Annotated in this window: 14 protein-coding genes; 6 read left to right on the plus strand and 8 right to left on the minus strand. The window is 61.5% G+C overall.

Going from position 1 to position 17,865, the window contains the following annotated elements:
- The first annotated feature begins 337 nt into the window (after positions 1 to 337).
- A complete protein-coding gene (gene tauA, locus ACYZUM_RS25055; RefSeq protein ID WP_108184139.1) occupies positions 338 to 1,333 on the plus strand; it encodes a taurine ABC transporter substrate-binding protein in 996 nt (331 codons plus the stop codon).
- A gap of 124 nt (positions 1,334 to 1,457) precedes the next feature.
- Here the strand turns inward: tauA and argA are convergent, their stop codons facing one another.
- The gene (argA, locus tag ACYZUM_RS25060; RefSeq protein WP_142579903.1) at positions 1,458 to 2,756 is read right to left on the minus strand and encodes an amino-acid N-acetyltransferase; all 1,299 of its coding nucleotides are present in this window, start codon (positions 2,754 to 2,756) and stop codon (positions 1,458 to 1,460) included.
- Positions 2,757 to 3,015: 259 nt separating this feature from the next.
- Complete coding sequence (gene argE / locus ACYZUM_RS25065) at positions 3,016 to 4,161, minus strand: acetylornithine deacetylase (protein ID WP_108184446.1); 1,146 nt, start codon at positions 4,159 to 4,161, stop codon at positions 3,016 to 3,018.
- 155 nt (positions 4,162 to 4,316) lie between these two features.
- Between argE and ACYZUM_RS25070 the strand changes: the two genes are divergently transcribed.
- The gene (locus tag ACYZUM_RS25070; RefSeq protein WP_142579904.1) at positions 4,317 to 5,687 is read left to right on the plus strand and encodes a CYTH domain-containing protein; all 1,371 of its coding nucleotides are present in this window, start codon (positions 4,317 to 4,319) and stop codon (positions 5,685 to 5,687) included.
- 80 nt (positions 5,688 to 5,767) lie between these two features.
- Here the strand turns inward: ACYZUM_RS25070 and ACYZUM_RS25075 are convergent, their stop codons facing one another.
- Positions 5,768 to 6,238, minus strand: a complete 471-nt coding sequence (locus ACYZUM_RS25075; RefSeq protein WP_108184140.1) for an Lrp/AsnC family transcriptional regulator — start codon at positions 6,236 to 6,238, stop codon at positions 5,768 to 5,770.
- A 127-nt stretch (positions 6,239 to 6,365) separates the two neighbouring features.
- On the opposite strand from ACYZUM_RS25075, the gene ACYZUM_RS25080 reads away from it, so the two are divergent.
- The 3 genes from ACYZUM_RS25080 to ACYZUM_RS25090 all read left to right on the plus strand — a co-directional run bounded on the left by ACYZUM_RS25080 (position 6,366) and on the right by ACYZUM_RS25090 (position 8,965).
- The gene (locus ACYZUM_RS25080; protein WP_108184141.1) at positions 6,366 to 6,704 is read left to right on the plus strand and encodes a hypothetical protein; all 339 of its coding nucleotides are present in this window, start codon (positions 6,366 to 6,368) and stop codon (positions 6,702 to 6,704) included.
- 90 nt (positions 6,705 to 6,794) lie between these two features.
- A complete protein-coding gene (gene tfpB, locus ACYZUM_RS25085) occupies positions 6,795 to 8,579 on the plus strand; it encodes a type IV pilus assembly ATPase TfpB (protein ID WP_108184142.1) in 1,785 nt (594 codons plus the stop codon).
- 65 nt (positions 8,580 to 8,644) lie between these two features.
- Positions 8,645 to 8,965 carry a DUF2388 domain-containing protein gene (locus tag ACYZUM_RS25090; RefSeq protein WP_169843014.1) on the plus strand — a complete coding sequence of 107 codons (321 nt, stop codon included), beginning with the start codon at positions 8,645 to 8,647 and terminating at the stop codon, positions 8,963 to 8,965.
- A 129-nt stretch (positions 8,966 to 9,094) separates the two neighbouring features.
- Here ACYZUM_RS25090 and gcvP read toward each other — a convergent pair whose 3' ends face one another.
- Complete coding sequence (gcvP, locus tag ACYZUM_RS25095; RefSeq protein WP_108184143.1) at positions 9,095 to 11,968, minus strand: aminomethyl-transferring glycine dehydrogenase; 2,874 nt, start codon at positions 11,966 to 11,968, stop codon at positions 9,095 to 9,097.
- A 153-nt stretch (positions 11,969 to 12,121) separates the two neighbouring features.
- Here gcvP and ACYZUM_RS25100 point away from each other — a divergent pair, with 153 nt between their 5' ends.
- Positions 12,122 to 13,261 carry a DegT/DnrJ/EryC1/StrS family aminotransferase gene (locus ACYZUM_RS25100; protein ID WP_108184144.1) on the plus strand — a complete coding sequence of 380 codons (1,140 nt, stop codon included), beginning with the start codon at positions 12,122 to 12,124 and terminating at the stop codon, positions 13,259 to 13,261.
- A gap of 106 nt (positions 13,262 to 13,367) precedes the next feature.
- Here ACYZUM_RS25100 and gcvH read toward each other — a convergent pair whose 3' ends face one another.
- From gcvH to ACYZUM_RS25120, 4 genes are all read right to left on the minus strand, one after another.
- Positions 13,368 to 13,751: a glycine cleavage system protein GcvH gene (gene gcvH, locus ACYZUM_RS25105; RefSeq protein ID WP_142579867.1), complete on the minus strand. Its 384-nt coding sequence runs from the start codon at positions 13,749 to 13,751 to the stop codon at positions 13,368 to 13,370.
- A gap of 48 nt (positions 13,752 to 13,799) precedes the next feature.
- Entirely contained in the window at positions 13,800 to 14,882 is a 1,083-nt protein-coding gene (gene gcvT, locus ACYZUM_RS25110) for a glycine cleavage system aminomethyltransferase GcvT (protein WP_108184146.1), read from the minus strand.
- 156 nt (positions 14,883 to 15,038) lie between these two features.
- A complete protein-coding gene (locus tag ACYZUM_RS25115) occupies positions 15,039 to 16,655 on the minus strand; it encodes an ABC transporter permease (RefSeq protein ID WP_108184147.1) in 1,617 nt (538 codons plus the stop codon).
- 199 nt (positions 16,656 to 16,854) lie between these two features.
- Entirely contained in the window at positions 16,855 to 17,859 is a 1,005-nt protein-coding gene (locus ACYZUM_RS25120) for an extracellular solute-binding protein (protein WP_108184148.1), read from the minus strand.
- Between the last annotated feature and the right edge of the window lie 6 nt (positions 17,860 to 17,865).

Consider the following 17,865-nt stretch of genomic DNA (forward strand, 5'->3'; position numbering starts at 1 on the left):
GTGTTCCTGGCCCGGGGTCTGATGCCCTGGATCCTAAGATGCGCGATTAGCGCCAGACCGTGACTGACAAGTCAATCGTAACCTTGTGTGTCTACGACCAAGGTCTAATCGCAGTGATTTGGTCCGTGCAGAGTAAAGATTTCCTGATAAACCCAAAAAGAATTTATTCATTCTTTTTCATATCATTTGGAAATATGGCCAGTATCGTGCCACCTCCGCCGGGAAACAGCGTATCGGCGACTAAGCTCATTCCTAAATGGTATTTGTTAGCCTTTTTTTATATCGATTAGCTTTGGCGCAACCCCGATTCGTCAAACCCTATCGAAAAGGCGACGCCATGATGGCCAAACGCGCACTATCTAGTCAATTTGTTACAGTTTGTGTATCAGCGCTGATTTCTTTTTCCGCCCATGCCGCCAACCTCACTGTTGGCTATCAAACCGGTATCGACCCGAGCAAAGTCCCTCAGGCCGACGGCGTCTACGAGAAGACCATCGGCGAGAAAATCGACTGGCGTCGCTTCAACAGTGGCCCGGAAGTTGTGACAGCCATCGCATCAGGCGACGTACAGATCGGCAACCTTGGCTCCAGCCCTCTGGCAGCGGCCGCTTCGCGCAATCTGCCGATCGTCGCTTTCATTGTTTCAGCGCAGATCAACGCCGCCGAGGCGCTGGTGGTGCGCAATGGCAGCGGGATCAATACCCCGCAGGATCTGGTCGGCAAGACCATCGCCACGCCTTTCGTTTCCACCTCCCACTACAGCTTGCTCGGCGCACTCAAGCACTGGGGCCTGGACACCTCGAAAGTCAAAGTGGTGAACCTGCAGCCCGCAGAAATCGCAGCGGCGTGGAAGCGTGGAGATATAGATGGCGCGTTTGTCTGGTCGCCGGCGCTGGGGGAAATCCGCAAGACCGGCAAGACCCTGACCGATGCCGCACAAGTCGGCCAATGGGGCGCACCGACCTTCGAAGTCTGGGTCGCGCGCAAGGACTACGCCGAGAAGCACCCTGAGGTGGTGGCCAAGTTTGCCAAGGTCACTCTAGACGCATTTGCCGATTACGCCAGCCATAAAGACAGCTGGACGGCGGACTCGGCGCCGGTGCAGAAAATCGCCAAATTGACCGGTGCCAATGCGGCCGACGTACCGGAGCTGCTGGCCGGGTCGGCCTTCCCGGATGCCAAGGCGCAGCAAACCACCGCACTGCTGGATGGCGGCACGGCCAAGGCGATAGGTGAGACGGCGAAGTTTTTGAAGGAACAAGGCAAGGTCGAGACGGTGCTGCCGGACTACTCGCCGTACGTCAGTGCGAAGTTTGTAACCGAAAACAATTGAATAGGTGGCGAGGGGATTCATCCCCGATGGACTGCGCAGCAGTCCCCTGCTTTTGCTAAAGCGGGGGCCGCTGCGCGGCCCATCGGGGATGAATCCCCTCGCCACAAAAGTCCTTCGCTAATCTTCAGAGGGTCTTTTCGAAGATCTTCGAATTGCGCTGATAGTTGTACAGCGACGCCCGCGCCGCCGGCAGGCGCTCGACGCTGCTAGGCTCGAAGCCACGTTCGCGGAACCAGTGCGCGGTACGGGTGGTGAGGACGAACAGGGTTTTCAACCCTTGCGCCCGGGCACGGGTCTCGATGCGCTCCAGCAGCTCATCGCCGCGACCACCATGGCGGTACTCCGGATTCACCGCCAGGCACGCCAGTTCACCGGCGTCCGAATCGGCAATCTGGTACAGCGCCGCACAAGCAATGATCATCCCTTCACGCTCAACCACACTGAACTGCTCGATTTCGCGCTCCAGCACTTCGCGCGAGCGACGCACCAGAATCCCCTGCTCTTCCAGTGGGCTGATCAGGTCGAGCAAACCGCCGACGTCTTCAATCGCCGCCTCGCGCACCAATTCGAATTGCTCCTGAGCGACCAGCGTACCGCCACCATCGCGGGTGAACAGTTCGGTCAGCAGTGCACCGTCCTCGGCATAGCTGACGATATGGCTGCGCGCGACACCGCCACGGCAGGCCTCGGCGGCGGCCTCCAGCAGTTCGGCCTGATAGTTGTTGCCCAGACGCGCCAGATGCGCAGGTACTTGTTGCGGACGCAGTTCGCGCACCAGTTTGCCGTTTTCGTCGATCAGACCGAGGTCGGCGCCGAACAGCAACAGTTTGTCGGCACCGAGGTCGATGGCGGCGCGGGTGGCGACGTCTTCGCAGGCGAGGTTGAAGATTTCCCCGGTCGGCGAGTAGCCCAGCGGCGACAGCAGCACGATCGAGCGCTCGTCGAGCAGGCGATTGATGCCTTTGCGGTCGACCCGGCGCACTTCGCCGGTGTGGTGATAGTCGACACCCTCGAGCACGCCGATCGGCCGCGCTGTAACCAAGTTGCCGCTGGCCACCCGCAGACGCGAGCCCTGCATCGGCGACGAGGCCATGTCCATCGACAGCCGCGCTTCGATGGCGATGCGCAACTGACCGACCGCGTCGATCACACATTCCAGGGTTGCCGCATCGGTGATGCGCATGCCGTGGTGATAGTGCGGGGTCAGGCCGCGAGCGGCGAGGCGGGTTTCAATCTGCGGACGCGAACCGTGGACCAGCACCAGACGCACGCCGAGGCTGTGCAACAGCACCAGGTCGTGGACGATGTTGCCGAAGTTCGGATGCTCCACACCGTCGCCGGGCAGCATGACGACGAACGTGCAGTCGCGGTGAGCGTTGATGTAAGGGGACGCGTGACGAAGCCAATTGACGTATTCGGGCATGAACCTGGGCCTGTAATAAATAGCAGCCGGAAAAAAGGGCGAAACGGAAAACGCACAGCGGGCTGATGGTTATCGTCGGAACAGGCTTGGCGACACGCGCGTTCTCCTCATGAATACGGGTTGGATTCCCACTAATTTAACGTCTTCCCCTGTAGGAGCTGCCGCAGGCTGCGATCTTTTGACTTTGTTTTTAAGAGACAAGATCAAAAGATCGTCCGAACGCGGCCCGAGCCTTCGGCAGCGCCTACAAGGGATGTGTTCAATTCTTCAGGCAGTAATGTTCAACCAACTGCCGCAATAGATGCACGGTAGGCTGCAAACGTGACATTTCGAGGTATTCGCCGGGCTGGTGGGCACAGGCGATGTCGCCGGGGCCGAGCACGATGGTTTCGCAGCCAAGGCGCTGAAGATAAGGCGCTTCGGTGCCAAACGCCACTGTTTCGGCACGATGGCCGGTGAGCTTTTCGGCGATGCGCACCAATTCGGCGTCTTCGGCCTGTTCGAACGGCGGTACTTCTGGGAACAACGGTTTGTAATCGATCTTCACCTGGTGCCGCTCGGCCACGGGATTGAGCTTGCGCAGGATCTCCGCACGCAGCACTTTCGGGTCCATGCCCGGCAACGGACGCAGGTCGAACTCCAGCGAACACTGGCCACAGATGCGATTCGGGTTGTCGCCGCCATGAATACAACCAAAGTTCATGGTCGGTTGCGGCACGCTGAACTGCGGATTGTTGAATTCACGCTGCCACAACAGGCGCAAACCGCGCAGCTCGCCGATGGCATCGTGCATCGCTTCGAGGGCACTGTGCCCCAAACGCGGATCCGACGAATGGCCGCTCTGCCCGAGGATATCGATGCGCTCCATCATGATGCCCTTGTGCATGCGGATCGGCTTGAGCCCGGTCGGCTCGCCGATCACCGCCGCACGGCCCAGTGGCTTGCCGGCCTCGGCCAGCGCCCGGGCACCGGACATCGAGCTCTCTTCATCACAGGTGGCGAGGATCAGCAGCGGTTGCTTGAACGGTTGATCGAGCAGCGGCTGCACGGCCTCGATGATCAGCGCGAAAAAGCCCTTCATGTCGCAACTGCCCAGCCCGACCCAGCGGCCGTCAACTTCGGTAAGCTTCAGCGGATCGGTCTGCCACAGCGCATCGTCATAAGGCACGGTATCGCTGTGCCCGGCCAGCACCAGACCGCCGGGGCCGCTGCCGTAACTGGCGAGCAGGTTGAATTTGCCGGGGCTGACCTGCTGGATATCGCAGCTGAAGCCCAGATCACCCAGCCAGCCGGCGAGCAAATCGATCACCGCCCGGTTGGACTGATCCAGGCCCGGTTGGGTGCAACTGACCGACGGTACGGCGATCAGTGCAGCGAACTGGTCTTGCATGGACGGCAAAGGCATCGCTGACTCCAACTCCGATTTGAAGTCCATCATAGAGCCATCCGGCGCCAGGAATAAACCGCCGCAGGGCGTAGGAAGTTTGAGTCCTGTACACTGCACGGCCTTGGCAGCCACACATTCCCCCGGCTGCGCTCCCGATCCTGGATTTTCCGGCCATGCAGAAAGAAACCGAAATCAAACTCCGCGTCAGCCGCGAAACCCTCGCTGCCCTGCGCGAGCACCCGCTACTGAAAAAACGCAACAAAAATGGCTGGGAACGCCGTGAGTTGATGAACCAGTACTTCGACACCCCCGAGCGCGACCTGGCCCAGGCCAAAGTCGCCCTGCGCCTGCGCAAGGACGGTGACGAAGTGATTCAGACCCTCAAGACCCGCGGCCAGAGCGTTGCCGGTCTGTCCGAGCGTAATGAATACGACTGGAAGTTGCCCAAAGCCAAGCTCGACGTGAAGAAACTCGACGGCGAATGCTGGCCCGAGTCACTGGCCGAGCTGGACAAGAAAACCCTGAAGCCGATCTTCACCACCGACTTCGTCCGCGAGCGTGCGGAAATCGCCTGGGGCCGCGGCAAGGCCAAAGTCGTCATCGAAGCTGCGCTGGATCTGGGCCACGTGGTGGTCGGCAAGCAGAAAGAAGAAATCTGCGAGCTGGAACTGGAACTGCGCGAAGGCGAGCCGGCCGCACTGCTGGAACTGGCCGCCGAACTGGCCGAAACCCTGGCCCTGATGCCGTGCGACATCAGCAAGGCCGAGCGCGGCTACCGTCTGTACGACGCCAACAGCTACTCGCTGAGCCTGCCGGCGCCGCAACTGACCCCGGAAACCCCACTCGACGACGCGTTCGCCGCATTGGCCTGGCACTTGCTCGGCAGCAGCCAGCGTCTGGCCGAACAATATCGCTTCAATGGCCACTGGCGCCTGCTGCAGGACTGGGTCGAGAACCTCGCCGAAATGCGCGCCCTGCTCAGCAGCCTCGGCCAGGCGGCACCGCGTCCGGCCACTCACGACCTGCGCGTGGCGCTGGACGCATTGCTCGAAGACTGGCGCCCGCTGGTTCAGGTCGGCATCGAAGACGAAGACGTGCGCAAGGCGGCGCCGGAGCAATTCCTCGAAGAACTGGAAGACCCGCGCTGGGGCCTGTTCTCGCTGACCGCATCACGCTGGCTGCTGGCCCACGCCTGGACCGCCGAGCGCAACACCCGCGGCAACCGCCAGGGCGCCGCGCAACTGCACAGCTGGCTGCCGCGCCTGCTGGGCGAGGAAGCCACGTCCCTGCAATTGCAGCGCTATCAGCAGCAACCGGAAGATCTGGCCGAGCAACTGCCGCGCATCGAGCGCATCCAGGTCTGGCTGCACCACGCGCGCAACGTGCTGGAGATTGCGGAAATGGATCGCCTGTACGGCGAGCTGAACAAACTGGCGCAACTGGCCAACGAACCGACCATCACTGACGAACTGCTCGATGCGCGCAAGCAGCAGGCGATTGCGGTTTATCAGAATCGTGCGTGGAAAATGCTGCTGCGCATGTGATGACTGCGTGGTGAGGGGATTCATCCCCGATGGACTGCGCAGCAGTCCATCGGGGATGAATCCCCTCGCCACAGAGGCCATCAGCGCATGACCGGCAGGCTGGTGGTGGACTTGATCTCCGACAGCGCCACAATCGAATTCACTTCCTGAATCCCCGGCACCAGCGACAGTTTCTCGAAAAAGAACCGCTCATACGCCTCGATGTCCGCCGCGACAATCCGCAACAGAAAATCTACCGCGCCCATCAGCACGTAGCACTCCAGCACTTCCGGAAAACCGCGAATCGCCTCGGTGAATTCGGTGAAGTTCGACCGCCCGTGGGCGTTGAGCTTGATCTCGGCGAAGATCTGCGTGTTCAGGCCGATCTTCTTGCGATCAAGCAAGGTCACCTGGCCGCGAATGATGCCCTCCTCCTTCATCCGCTGAATGCGCCGCCAGCACGGTGACTGCGACAGGCCCACCTGCTCGGCGATCTGTGCGCTGGACAAGGAAGCGTCCTCTTGCAGCAGGGCGAGAATCCTGCGGTCGTAGCTGTCCAGATCGCTGTGCATAGAAAAACCTCAAATATCAATTCATGCGAATCAATCCAGTCGACCATTCGCCAATTACACCGATCTTAGCCAAGAAATACCCGGCACCGAATGTAAAAATTTCTCCAGTATTATTTGGAGACTCGCCATGCCGCACCTCGAAGCCGTGAATACCGCACCAACCCGGGCCGATGTCTGGAACGTCAACAACAGCCATTGCCTGGCGCAGTATCAGATCCTCGCCGAAGCCGAGCCGGATCTGCTGGTGCGGGTGCTGAACCTGTTCGCGCTGCAGTTCCTCACGCCTGAACAGGTCAATGTGCAGCGGATGGACGACTTGATGTCGATCGACATCGTCATGGGCGGTTTCAGTTGGCATCGCGCCCAAGTGATTGCTGAAAAACTTCGTAACCTGATCAGCGTCTGCTCGGTCAACCTGCAAAACGCCGACGCGGCGTGGGATACGCCCGCGCAAGCGGTTGGCTGAAAAATCCGGCAACGGCTTTGTCGGGTAGTGGCCCAACGGTCTGCGGGGCCACGACTATCCTTTGCGAACTGTCGTTCAAAAGGAGCCCGCATGTCCGTTCAACTCGCCACTCAGGACCGCTGGCTGGATCTCAACGATGTGTTGCGTGAATTGGTCGCCCAAGGGTTCATCAGCCAGGATTCGGCGGAGCAGGCGCTCAATGCCCGACGCCGCCACGCGACCCACGGCCAGCAGCACCCGCTGGAGTTCATTGCCAGCCAGCAACTGGATGACCTCAGCCGTCCGGGTAAACATCTGGATCTGGAAAGCCTGACCCTGTGGCTGGCGCAGCAGGCCGGCCAACCGTACATGCGCATCGACCCGTTGAAGATCAACGTCGCCGCCATCACCCCGCTGATGTCCTACGCCTTTGCCCAGCGGCACAGGATTCTCGCGGTGGCGGTCGACCGCGATGCGGTGGTCGTGGCCAGCGCCCAGCCCTACGTCACCGGTTGGGAGGCTGACTTGACCCACGTGCTGAAGCTGCCGATCAAACGGGTGGTCGCCAACCCGGTGGACATCCAGCGCTTCAGCGTCGAGTTCTTCCGCCTGGCCAAATCGGTCAGCGGCGCCAGCAATGCCGATCAGCAAAGCGGCAACCTCGGCAACTTCGAACAACTGCTCAATCTCGGCGCCAGCGATCAGGAGCCGGATGCCAACGATGCGCATATCGTCAACATCGTCGACTGGCTGTTCCAGTACGCCTTCCAGCAGCGCGCCAGCGATATCCACATCGAACCGCGCCGCGAACAGGGCACCGTGCGTTTCCGCATCGACGGCGTGCTGCACAACGTCTATCAATTCCCGCCGCAGGTGACCATGGCGATCGTCAGTCGCCTGAAAAGCCTCGGGCGGATGAACGTCGCCGAGAAGCGCAAACCCCAGGACGGCCGGGTCAAAACCAAAACCCCGGACGGCGGCGAGGTGGAGCTGCGGCTTTCAACGCTACCCACCGCGTTTGGCGAAAAAATGGTCATGCGGATTTTTGACCCGGAAGTGCTGCTCAAGGACTTCGATCAGTTGGGCTTTTCCGCCGATGACCTGCGCCGCTGGCAGGACATGACCCGCCAGCCCAACGGCATCATCCTGGTCACCGGGCCAACCGGTTCGGGCAAGACCACCACGCTCTACACCACGCTGAAGAAACTGGCGACGCCGGAGATCAACCTCTGCACCATCGAAGACCCGATCGAAATGGTCGAGCCGGCGTTCAACCAGATGCAGGTGCAGCACAACATCGACCTGAGCTTCGCCGCCGGCGTGCGCGCGCTGATGCGGCAAGACCCGGACATCATCATGATCGGCGAGATTCGCGACCTGGAAACCGCGGAAATGGCGATTCAGGCGGCACTCACCGGCCACCTGGTGCTGTCGACCCTGCACACCAACGATGCCCCCAGCGCTATCAGCCGGTTACTCGAACTCGGCGTGCCGCACTACCTGATCAAGGCCACGGTGCTCGGGGTCATGGCCCAGCGTCTGGTGCGTACCTTGTGCCCGCACTGCAAGGCGCCGCTGACGCTGGAAGAGGAGGACTGGCAGACCCTGACCCGCCCCTGGCAGGCGCCGCTGCCGGGCAATGCGCAACGCGCGATCGGCTGCCTGGAGTGTCGCGACACCGGTTATCGCGGACGCGCCGGGGTCTACGAAATCATGCAGTTGAGCGATAGCCTCAAAGCGCTCATCACCCCCGACACCGACCTCACCGCCATCCGCCGGCAAGCCTTCAAGGAAGGCATGCGCAGCCTGCGCCTGTCGGGTGCGCAGAAGGTCGCGGCGGGGCTGACCACCCTCGAAGAAGTGCTGCGGGTGACACCGCAGAGCGAGCAGAAATAGGCCGCTACGGAACCGGATCGGGGAATCGTTATCCAACGCCGTAGTTAACCCCCAGGAGTCACTCAATCATGCGTCTCAAACTTGCTGTCGCCACCCTTGCCTTGCTGTCCCTTCCCGTTGGTTCAGCGATGGCCGACAGCTTTTGGCGTAACGTCATTTCGTCCGGCGCCACCACCGGTTCGACCTACCTGACCTTCAAGGATCACAAGCTGATCGTTGCCGCGCAGGACGACGCCGGCAGCTTCGTCGCCAGCGATGGCGGCATTCGTGGGCCATATCTGGAAGCAGCCATGCAGAAAGTCCGCGCCGACAATCCGGGCCTGCAGGCCACGGACATGGAACTGGCGAATGCGATTCTGGCGAAGAACGCAGTGGCTTCCGAGTAAGCCCGGCGCCAACAAAAATGCCGCTCGATCGAGCGGCATTTTTTTAAGCAAAAAGCAAAAGATCGCAGCCTTCGGCAGCTCCTACAGGGATCAGTGTAGGAGCTGCCGAAGGCTGCGATCTTTTGCTCTTCAGCGGTAATCGTCCACCGGGACGCAGGCACAAAACAGATTGCGATCCCCATAAACGTTATCCACCCGATTCACCGCCGGCCAATACTTGTGCGCCTTGGTGTGTGCATCCGGGGTGATGCCCTGCTCGATGCTGTAAGGCCGCTCCCAGACTCCGGTGACATCCGCCAGGGTATGCGGCGCGCGCTTGAGCGGGTTGTCTTCCGCCGGCCAGTTGCCGTTCTGCACTTCGGTGATTTCCGCACGGATGCTCAGCATGGCGCCGATAAACCGGTCCAGTTCGGCCTTGGATTCGCTCTCGGTCGGCTCGACCATCAACGTCCCCGGCACCGGAAAAGACATGGTTGGCGCATGGAAACCGTAGTCCATCAGGCGCTTGGCGACGTCTTCTTCGCTGATCCCGGTCTGCGCCTTCAACGGCCGCAGATCGAGAATGCATTCATGGGCCACCCGCCCGTTGCGCCCGGTATACAGCACCGGAAATGCGCCGGATAAATGCTGCGCCAGATAGTTCGCGGCGAGGATCGCCACCTCACTGGCATCCGCCAGTTGCGGCCCCATCATCGCGATGTACATCCAGCTGATCGGCAAAATACTCGCACTGCCCCACGGCGCCGCGCTGACTGCGCCGTTCTGCGGCAGCGGGCCGTCAATCGGCACAACCGGATGATTGGCGACGAACGGCGCCAGGTGCGCGCGAATGCCGATCGGCCCCATGCCCGGCCCGCCACCGCCGTGGGGAATGCAGAACGTCTTGTGCAGGTTCATGTGCGACACGTCGGCGCCGATGTCCGCCGGCCGCGCCAGCCCGACCTGCGCATTCAGATTGGCGCCGTCCATGTACACCTGCCCGCCGTGCTGGTGGATAACTTCGCAGATTTCGCTGATGCCCTCCTCGTAAACACCATGGGTCGACGGATAGGTCGCCATCAGGCACGACAATTTGTCCCCCGCCTCGGCCGCCCTGGTTTTCAGGTCGTCCAGATCGACGTTGCCGGCCTCGTCGCATTCGACGATCACCACGCGCATCCCGGCCATCTGCGCCGAGGCCGGGTTGGTGCCGTGGGCCGAGGACGGGATCAGGCAAATATCCCGCGCGCCCTGATGCCGGCTCTCGTGATATTTGCGAATCGCCAGCAGCCCGGCGTACTCGCCCTGAGCCCCGGAGTTGGGCTGCATGCAGATTGCATCGAACCCGGTGATCGCGCACAGCCAGCGCTGCAGTTCTTCGATCATCAAGGTGTAACCGACTGCCTGCTCCCGAGGCGCGAACGGGTGCAGATTGGCGAACTGCGGCCAGGTGATGGGGATCATCTCGCTGGTGGCGTTAAGTTTCATGGTGCAGGAGCCCAGCGGGATCATCGACTGGTTGAGCGCCAGATCCTTGTTCTCCAGTTGCTTGAGGTAGCGCAGCATCTCGGTTTCGCTGTGATGCGCGTTGAACACCGGGTGGCGCAGGTACGGCGTGTTGCGCTGCAGATGGTCGGGAATGCCGGAAACCAGTGCTTCTGCGTCAATGTCGTCGACGTTCAAACCATGATCGGCACCGAGCAGCACATCGAACAGCTTCGCCACCGTGTTTTCATCGCACGTCTCGTCGAGGCTCAACCCCACTCGGCCACGGCCGAGAATCCGCAGGTTGATCTGCGCGGCCCTGGCACTGTCGATGATCGCGCTCTGCGCACCACCCACCTCCAGCGTGAGGGTGTCGAAAAACTGTCCGTTGACCCGCGCAATACCATGGCGCTCAAGGCCCGCCGCCAGGATGCAGGTCAAGCGGTGCACGCGCTGGGCGATGCGTTTCAAGCCTTGCGGCCCGTGATACACCGCGTAGCAACTGGCGATGTTGGCCAGCAGCACCTGCGCGGTGCAGATGTTCGAGTTGGCCTTCTCGCGGCGAATATGTTGCTCACGGGTTTGCAGGGCCATGCGCAACGCGACGTTACCGCGTGCGTCTTTCGACACGCCGATGATCCGCCCCGGAATCGCCCGTTTGTACTCCTCACGGCTGGCAAAAAACGCTGCGTGCGGGCCACCGTAGCCCATCGGTACGCCAAAGCGCTGGGACGAACCGAACACCACGTCCGCGCCCAGTTCACCCGGCGGCGTCAACAGCAACAGGCTCAGCAGATCGGTGGCGACACACGCTAACGCCTGCTGCGCGTGCAACTGATCGATGACCGGACGCAGATCACGGATCTCGCCATGAGTGTCGGGATACTGCAGCAACGCGCCGAATACCTGATGCTGGTTGAGGTTATCCACAGCGTCGATGATCAGCTCGAAGCCGAAACCTTCGGCGCGGGTCTGCACCACGGAGATGGTTTGCGGATGACAGTTCTCATCGACGAAAAACAGATTGCTCTTCGACTTCGCCACACGCTTGGCCAGCGCCATGGCTTCTGCAGCGGCGGTGGCTTCGTCGAGTAACGAGGCGTTGGCCAGTTCAAGTCCGGTGAGGTCGATGGTCAGTTGCTGAAAATTCAGCAACGCTTCGAGACGGCCCTGGGCGATCTCCGGTTGATACGGGGTGTACGCGGTGTACCAACCAGGATTTTCCAGCACGTTACGCAGAATGACGGTCGGCGTCAGCGTGCCGTAGTAGCCCATGCCGATCAGACTGGTCCACACCTGATTCTGCTCGGCGTAACCGCGCAGCTTGGCCAGCGCCGCCTGCTCATCAAGGGCCGGCGGCAAATCCAGTACCCGGTTCAGCCGAATGCCCGGCGGCACCGTCTGCTCGATCAGTTCAACCCGGCTGCCGAGACCGAGGCTGTCGAGCATCGCCTGTTGCTCGGCAGCGTCGGGCCCCAAATGGCGGCGCAGGAAGACTTCGGGGTCGCGTAACTGGCTCAAGGATGGCAACTGGGACATGACGGGCTCTCTCTTGGCTGCTCGGCGTCAATGCAACACGGTCAAACCAGCATAGCAGCCGATACCGACGCGCACGGCTTGGCGGCAGCGGGGGTTCCGGGGCATGCTGTAGCGCCTGCATCAGGCGTCCAACTTCCGGATGATCGAACCCTCATGAGCCAACTGCCGTTCCTGCCGTTTTCCAAACCTGTCATTGATGAAGCCACGATTGCCGCCGTCGGCGATGTACTGCGCTCCGGCTGGATCACCAGCGGGCCGAAGGTCCAGGCCTTTGAAGCGCAGTTGTCGGAATATTTCGGCGGACGCCCGGTGCGCACCTTCAACTCCGGCACCTGCACCATGGAAATCGCCCTGCGCATCGCCGGCATTGGCCCGGGTGACGAAGTGATCACCACGCCGATTTCCTGGGTCGCCACCGCCAACGTGATCCTCGAAGTCGGCGCCACCCCGGTGTTCGCCGACATCGACCCGGTGACCCGCAACATTGATCTGGACAAGCTCGAGGCAGCGATCACCCCACGCACCAAAGCGCTGATTCCGGTGTACCTCGCCGGCCTGCCGGTGGACATGGATCGGCTATATGCCATCGCGCGCAAACACAATCTGCGGATTGTCGAAGACGCCGCGCAGGCGTTGGGTTCGAGCTGGAACGGCCAGCGCATCGGCGCCACTGGCGACTTCGTGTCGTTCAGTTTCCAGGCCAACAAGAACGTGACCTGTTCCGAGGGCGGCTGCCTGGTGCTGAACACCCCGGAAGAGGCGCGGCTGGCGGAGAAGTACCGCCTGCAGGGCGTGACCCGCAACGGCTTTGATGGTCTGGACGTCGATGTGCTCGGTGGCAAGTTCAACATGACCGACATCGCCGCCACCATCGGCCTCGGCCAGTTCGCCCATATCGAGGCGCTGACCGCCCATCGTCAGGAACTGGCCCGGCACTATTTCAAATGTTTTGGCGATGACTTTGAAGCGACCTATGGCGCGCAACTGCCGCCAGCGGATTTCACTCACAGCAACTGGCACCTGTTTCAGCTGGTACTGCCGGAGCGCAAGGACGGTTTGCCGGCCCGCGCTACGTTCATGGAACAGATGCAGGCACACGGCGTCGGCATCGGCTATCACTACCCGCCGATTCATTTGCTGAGTCTGTACCGCGAGCGCGGTTTCAAGGAAGGCATGCTGCCGGTGGCCGAGCGCGTCGGGCGACTGATTGTGTCGTTGCCGATGTTCAACACCATGATCAAGGAAGATGTCGAGCGGTCGGTGGCGGCGGTGAAAGCGGTATTGAAACCCTGAAGCGCTCTTAATGTAGGAGCTGCCGCAGGCTGCGATCTTTTGATCTTGTCTTTAAAAACAAAGTCAAAAGATCGCAGCCTGCGGCAGCTCCTACAGGGGGCGAGGATTATTCGCCGATTGCAGCCTTGTAGCCCTCGGCGTCCAGCAGTTTTTCCAGCTCGGCTTTGTCGCTTGGCTTGAGCTTGAAAATCCAGGCGTTGTAAGGGTCGTTGTTCAGCTCTTCCGGCGCGTCAGCCAGCGCTTCGTTGATTGCGGTCACTTCGCCGCTGATCGGCGAGTAGATGTCGGACGCCGCTTTCACGGACTCGACCACACCGGCCGCTTCACCGGCTGCAAACACCTTGCCCACTTCAGTCAACTCGACAAACACCACATCGCCCAGCGCTTGCTGCGCGTGATCGCTGATGCCCACGGTAACGGTGCCGTCGGCTTCCAGGCGTGCCCATTCATGACTTTCGGCAAAACGCAGTTCAGCGGGGATATTGCTCATGCTCGGTGTCCTCAAGAAATTGTCAGCGGTCAGGCCCGCCGGAAAAGGTCAGATCAAGGTTTTGCCATGGCGCACGAAGGTCGGTTTGACCACTCGTACCGGATACCACTTGCCACGGATTTCCACTTCGGCGCGGTCGGCGGTGGCCATCGGTACACGCGCCAGGGCAATCGATTTGCTTAGCGTAGGAGAGAAACTACCACTGGTGATCTCTCCTTCGCCAACATCGGCGATACGAACCACCTGATGGGCACGTAAAACACCGCGCTCCTCAAGCACCAGCCCCACCAGTTTGTGCGCAACGCCGGCGGCTTTTTCCGCTTCCAGCGCAGCACGCCCGATGAACTGCCGCGAGGTCGGTTCCCAGGCAATGCTCCAGGCCATATTGGATGCCAGCGGCGAGACATCTTGATGAATGTCCTGGCCGTAGAGGTTCATCCCGGCCTCGACCCGCAACGTATCGCGGGCGCCGAGGCCGATCGGCGAAATGCCGGCACCGACCAGATCGTTGAAAAATCCCGGCGCCTGCTCGGCCGGCAAGGCGATTTCCAGGCCATCCTCACCGGTGTAGCCGGTGCGCGCAATGAACCAGTCGCCATCGACGTGAGCTTCGAACGGTTTGAGATGTTTGATCAGTTCGGCGCGGGACTGGGTCACCAGTTCGGCAATTTTCTGCCGGGCCTGCGGGCCTTGAATGGCGAGCATCGCCAGATCCTGACGCTCATGCAATTGCACGTCGTAACCGTCGACCTGCGCCTGCATCCATGCCAGATCCTGGTCGCGAGTGGAGGCGTTGAATACCAGACGATAACGGTCTTCGAGGCGATAGACGATCATGTCGTCGACGATGCCGCCACGCTCGTTGAGCATCGTGCTGTAGAGCGCGCGGCCGGGGCGGTGCAGGCGCTCGACGTCATTGGCCAGCAAATGCTGCAGCCAGCCCTTGGCCTGTGGGCCATCGACGTCGATAACGGTCATATGGGAAACATCGAACACCCCGCAATCGCGGCGCACCTCATGGTGTTCCTCGACCTGCGAGCCGTAATGCAGTGGCATGTCCCAACCGCCAAAATCGACCATCTTCGCGCCGAGGGCGAGATGCAGGTCATACAGAGGCGTACGCTGTCCCATGGGTTTCTCCTTCCGGGCGTGGCGAAGGTGCGGACAGCCGCTGCACGGGGTGAAAGCCGCTAAATAGAAGGCTTTCAGCCGATTTCAGCGAACGGGTCTGTCAGACGAACCGCACCGAATGCCGCGCATTGTAGCCGCATGATTCAGCTCTCACTACTAAGTGTTTCGGTGCGCCGAGCGGCGGATCAGGCCGATGACCGGCAACAGACCGACCAATACCAGGGTCAGCGCCGGCAGCGACGCCCGCGCCCACTCGCCCTCACTGGTCATTTCGAAGATCCGCACCGCCAGCGTGTCCCAGCCAAACGGGCGCATCAGCAGGGTCGCGGGCATTTCCTTGAGCACATCGACGAACACCAGCAGCGCCGCACTCAGCGTGCCGGGCAGCAACAGCGGCAGATACACTTTGAAAAACAGTCGCGGCCCACTGACACCGAGGCTACGTGCCGCTTCGGGCAATGAAGGCCGTATACGCGCCAGACTGTTTTCCAGCGGCCCGTAGGCCACCGCGATGAAGCGCACCAGATAGGCCATCAGCAATGCCGCCAGACTGCCCAGCAGCAGCGGCTTGCCGGCGCCGCCGAGCCAGCCTGAGAGCGGAATTACCAGTTCGCGGTCGAGATAACTGAACGCCAGCATGATCGACACCGCCAGCACCGAGCCCGGCAGTGCATAACCAAGATTGGCCAGACTGACCCCGGAACGGATCGACCGGGTCGGCGCCAGTCGTCGGGCGAAGGCCAGCAGCAACGCGACGCTGACGGTGATCAATGCCGCCATGCCACCCAGATACAGGGTGTGCAGAATCAGCCCGGCGTAACGTTCATCGAGATCGAAGCGCCCGCGCTGCCAGAACCAGACAATCAGTTGCAGGACTGGAATCACGAATGCGCAAGCAAACACCAGAGCGCACCAGCCGGTCGCCGCGAACGCCTTGATCCCGCTCAGGTGATACAACGCCTTGACCCGTGGCCGCTCGTTGCTCGCCCGATTGGCGCCGCGCGCGCGCCGCTCGCCGTACAGCACCAGCATCACCACCAGCAGCAACAGACTGGCCAGTTGCGCCGCGCTGGGCAGGCTGAAGAAGCCGTACCAGGTCTTGTAGATGGCGGTGGTGAAGGTGTCGAAATTGAACACCGACACCGCGCCGAAATCCGCCAATGTCTCCATCAGCGCCAGTGCCACACCGGCACCAATCGCCGGACGCGCCATCGGCAACGCCACCCGCCAGAACGCCTGCCAGGGCGATTGCCCGAGTACCCGCGCCGCTTCCATCAGGCCTTTGCCCTGCGCCAGAAACGCGGTGCGCGCCAACAGATAAACGTAGGGATAAAACACCAGCACCAGCACCACGATCACCCCGCCGGTGGAGCGCACACGCGGCAGGCGCAGGCCGCTGCCGAACCACTCACGCAACAGGGTTTGCACCGGGCCGGCGAAGTCCAGCAGACCGACGAAGACGAACGCCAGCACGTAGGCCGGAATGGCGAACGGCAGCATCAGCGCCCAGTCGAGCCAGCGCCGCCCGGGGAATTCGCAGAGGCTGGTGAGCCACGCCAGGCTGACACCGAGCAGCGTCACGCCGACGCCAACGCCAAACACCAGCGTCAGGGTGTTGCCCAGTAGACGCGGCATCTGGGTTTGCCACAGGTGCGACCAGATCTGCTGATCAATGGTCTGCCACGACAGCAGCAGGACACTCAGGGGCAGCAACACCAGCGCGGCAATGGCGAGGACGATGGGGTACCAGCGGCGTTGGGCGGGGTGGGCCAAGGGGGTTCTCTAATAAATCGTGGGTCGGCGCAAGCGTAATGCCAGCCCCAATTGTGGCGAGGGGATTTATCCCCGATCGGATGCGCAGCATTCGTAAAAACTACGCCCGCGGTGTATCAGTACGCTTTGATTAAGGGCATTGGGGGTGCTTCGCACCCCATCGGGGATAAATCCCCTCGCCACAGGATATAACCAGGTTTTAGTTCCAGCCCGCCCGATCCATCATGCGGATCGCTTCAGCCTGTCGCTTGCCCGCCACTTCCACCGGCAAGGTGTCAGCGACGAACTTGCCCCACGCTGCCACTTCTTCCGAAGGTGCCACCGCCGGGTTGGCCGGGAACTCCTGGTTCACGTCGGCGAAGATTTTCTGCGCTTCAGGTGTGGTCATCCATTCGACCAGCGCCTTGGCTGCCTCCGGGTGCGGTGCATGTTGGGTCAGGCCGATACCGGACAGGTTGACATGCACGCCGCGATCGGCCTGATTCGGCCAGAACAGTTTCACCGGCAGGTCCGGTTTCTGCTTGTGCAGGCGACCGTAGTAGTAGGTGTTGACGATGCCGACGTCGCACTGCCCGGCGTTAATCGCTTCCAGCACCGCGACGTCGTCGGAGAACACATCGGTGGACAGGTTGTTGACCCAGCCCTTGAGGATCTTCTCGGTCTTCTCGGCGCCGTGCACTTCGATCATGGTCGCGGTCAGCGACTGGTTGTAGACCTTCTTCGCCGTGCGCAGACACAGGCGTCCTTCCCAGTTCTTGTCGGCCAGCGCTTCGTAGGTGGTCAACTCGCCCGGTTTAACCCTTTCGGTGGAATAGGCGATGGTCCGCGCGCGCAGGCTCAGGCCGGTCCAGGCGTGGGTCGAGGAGCGATATTGCGCAGGAATGTTGGCGTCGATGGTCTTCGAGGTGAACGGCTGCAGAATGCCCATCTGCTCGGCCTGCCAGAGGTTGCCGGCATCGACGGTCAGCAGCAGGTCGGCGGTGGCGTTTGCGCCTTCGGCCTTGATCCGCTGCATCAACGGCGCTTCCTTGTCGGTGATGAACTTGATCTTCACCCCGGTTTTCGCGGTGTAGGCGTCGAACACCGGTTTGATCAGCTCATCGATACGCGAGGAATAGACCACCACCTCGTCGGCGGCCTGGGCGGTAGTGCTGCCGATCAGGGTCAGGGCCAGTGCGGTCAGAAGACGCTTGGGTGCCAACATGGGAGT

This window comes from Pseudomonas sp. m6p (genome assembly GCF_055760375.1).

What these genes read in the sequence shown, in the direction of transcription:
- tauA (WP_108184139.1), top strand. Translation starts at nt 338, where the DNA reads ATGATGGCCAAACGCGCACTATCTAGTCAATTTGTTACAGTTTGTGTA.
- argA (WP_142579903.1), bottom strand. Translation starts at nt 2,756, where the DNA reads ATGCCCGAATACGTCAATTGGCTTCGTCACGCGTCCCCTTACATCAAC.
- argE (WP_108184446.1), bottom strand. Translation starts at nt 4,161, where the DNA reads ATGCCTTTGCCGTCCATGCAAGACCAGTTCGCTGCACTGATCGCCGTA.
- ACYZUM_RS25070 (WP_142579904.1), top strand. Translation starts at nt 4,317, where the DNA reads ATGCAGAAAGAAACCGAAATCAAACTCCGCGTCAGCCGCGAAACCCTC.
- ACYZUM_RS25075 (WP_108184140.1), bottom strand. Translation starts at nt 6,238, where the DNA reads ATGCACAGCGATCTGGACAGCTACGACCGCAGGATTCTCGCCCTGCTG.
- ACYZUM_RS25080 (WP_108184141.1), top strand. Translation starts at nt 6,366, where the DNA reads ATGCCGCACCTCGAAGCCGTGAATACCGCACCAACCCGGGCCGATGTC.
- tfpB (WP_108184142.1), top strand. Translation starts at nt 6,795, where the DNA reads ATGTCCGTTCAACTCGCCACTCAGGACCGCTGGCTGGATCTCAACGAT.
- gcvP (WP_108184143.1), bottom strand. Translation starts at nt 11,968, where the DNA reads ATGTCCCAGTTGCCATCCTTGAGCCAGTTACGCGACCCCGAAGTCTTC.
- ACYZUM_RS25100 (WP_108184144.1), top strand. Translation starts at nt 12,122, where the DNA reads ATGAGCCAACTGCCGTTCCTGCCGTTTTCCAAACCTGTCATTGATGAA.
- gcvH (WP_142579867.1), bottom strand. Translation starts at nt 13,751, where the DNA reads ATGAGCAATATCCCCGCTGAACTGCGTTTTGCCGAAAGTCATGAATGG.
- gcvT (WP_108184146.1), bottom strand. Translation starts at nt 14,882, where the DNA reads ATGGGACAGCGTACGCCTCTGTATGACCTGCATCTCGCCCTCGGCGCG.
- ACYZUM_RS25120 (WP_108184148.1), bottom strand. Translation starts at nt 17,859, where the DNA reads ATGTTGGCACCCAAGCGTCTTCTGACCGCACTGGCCCTGACCCTGATC.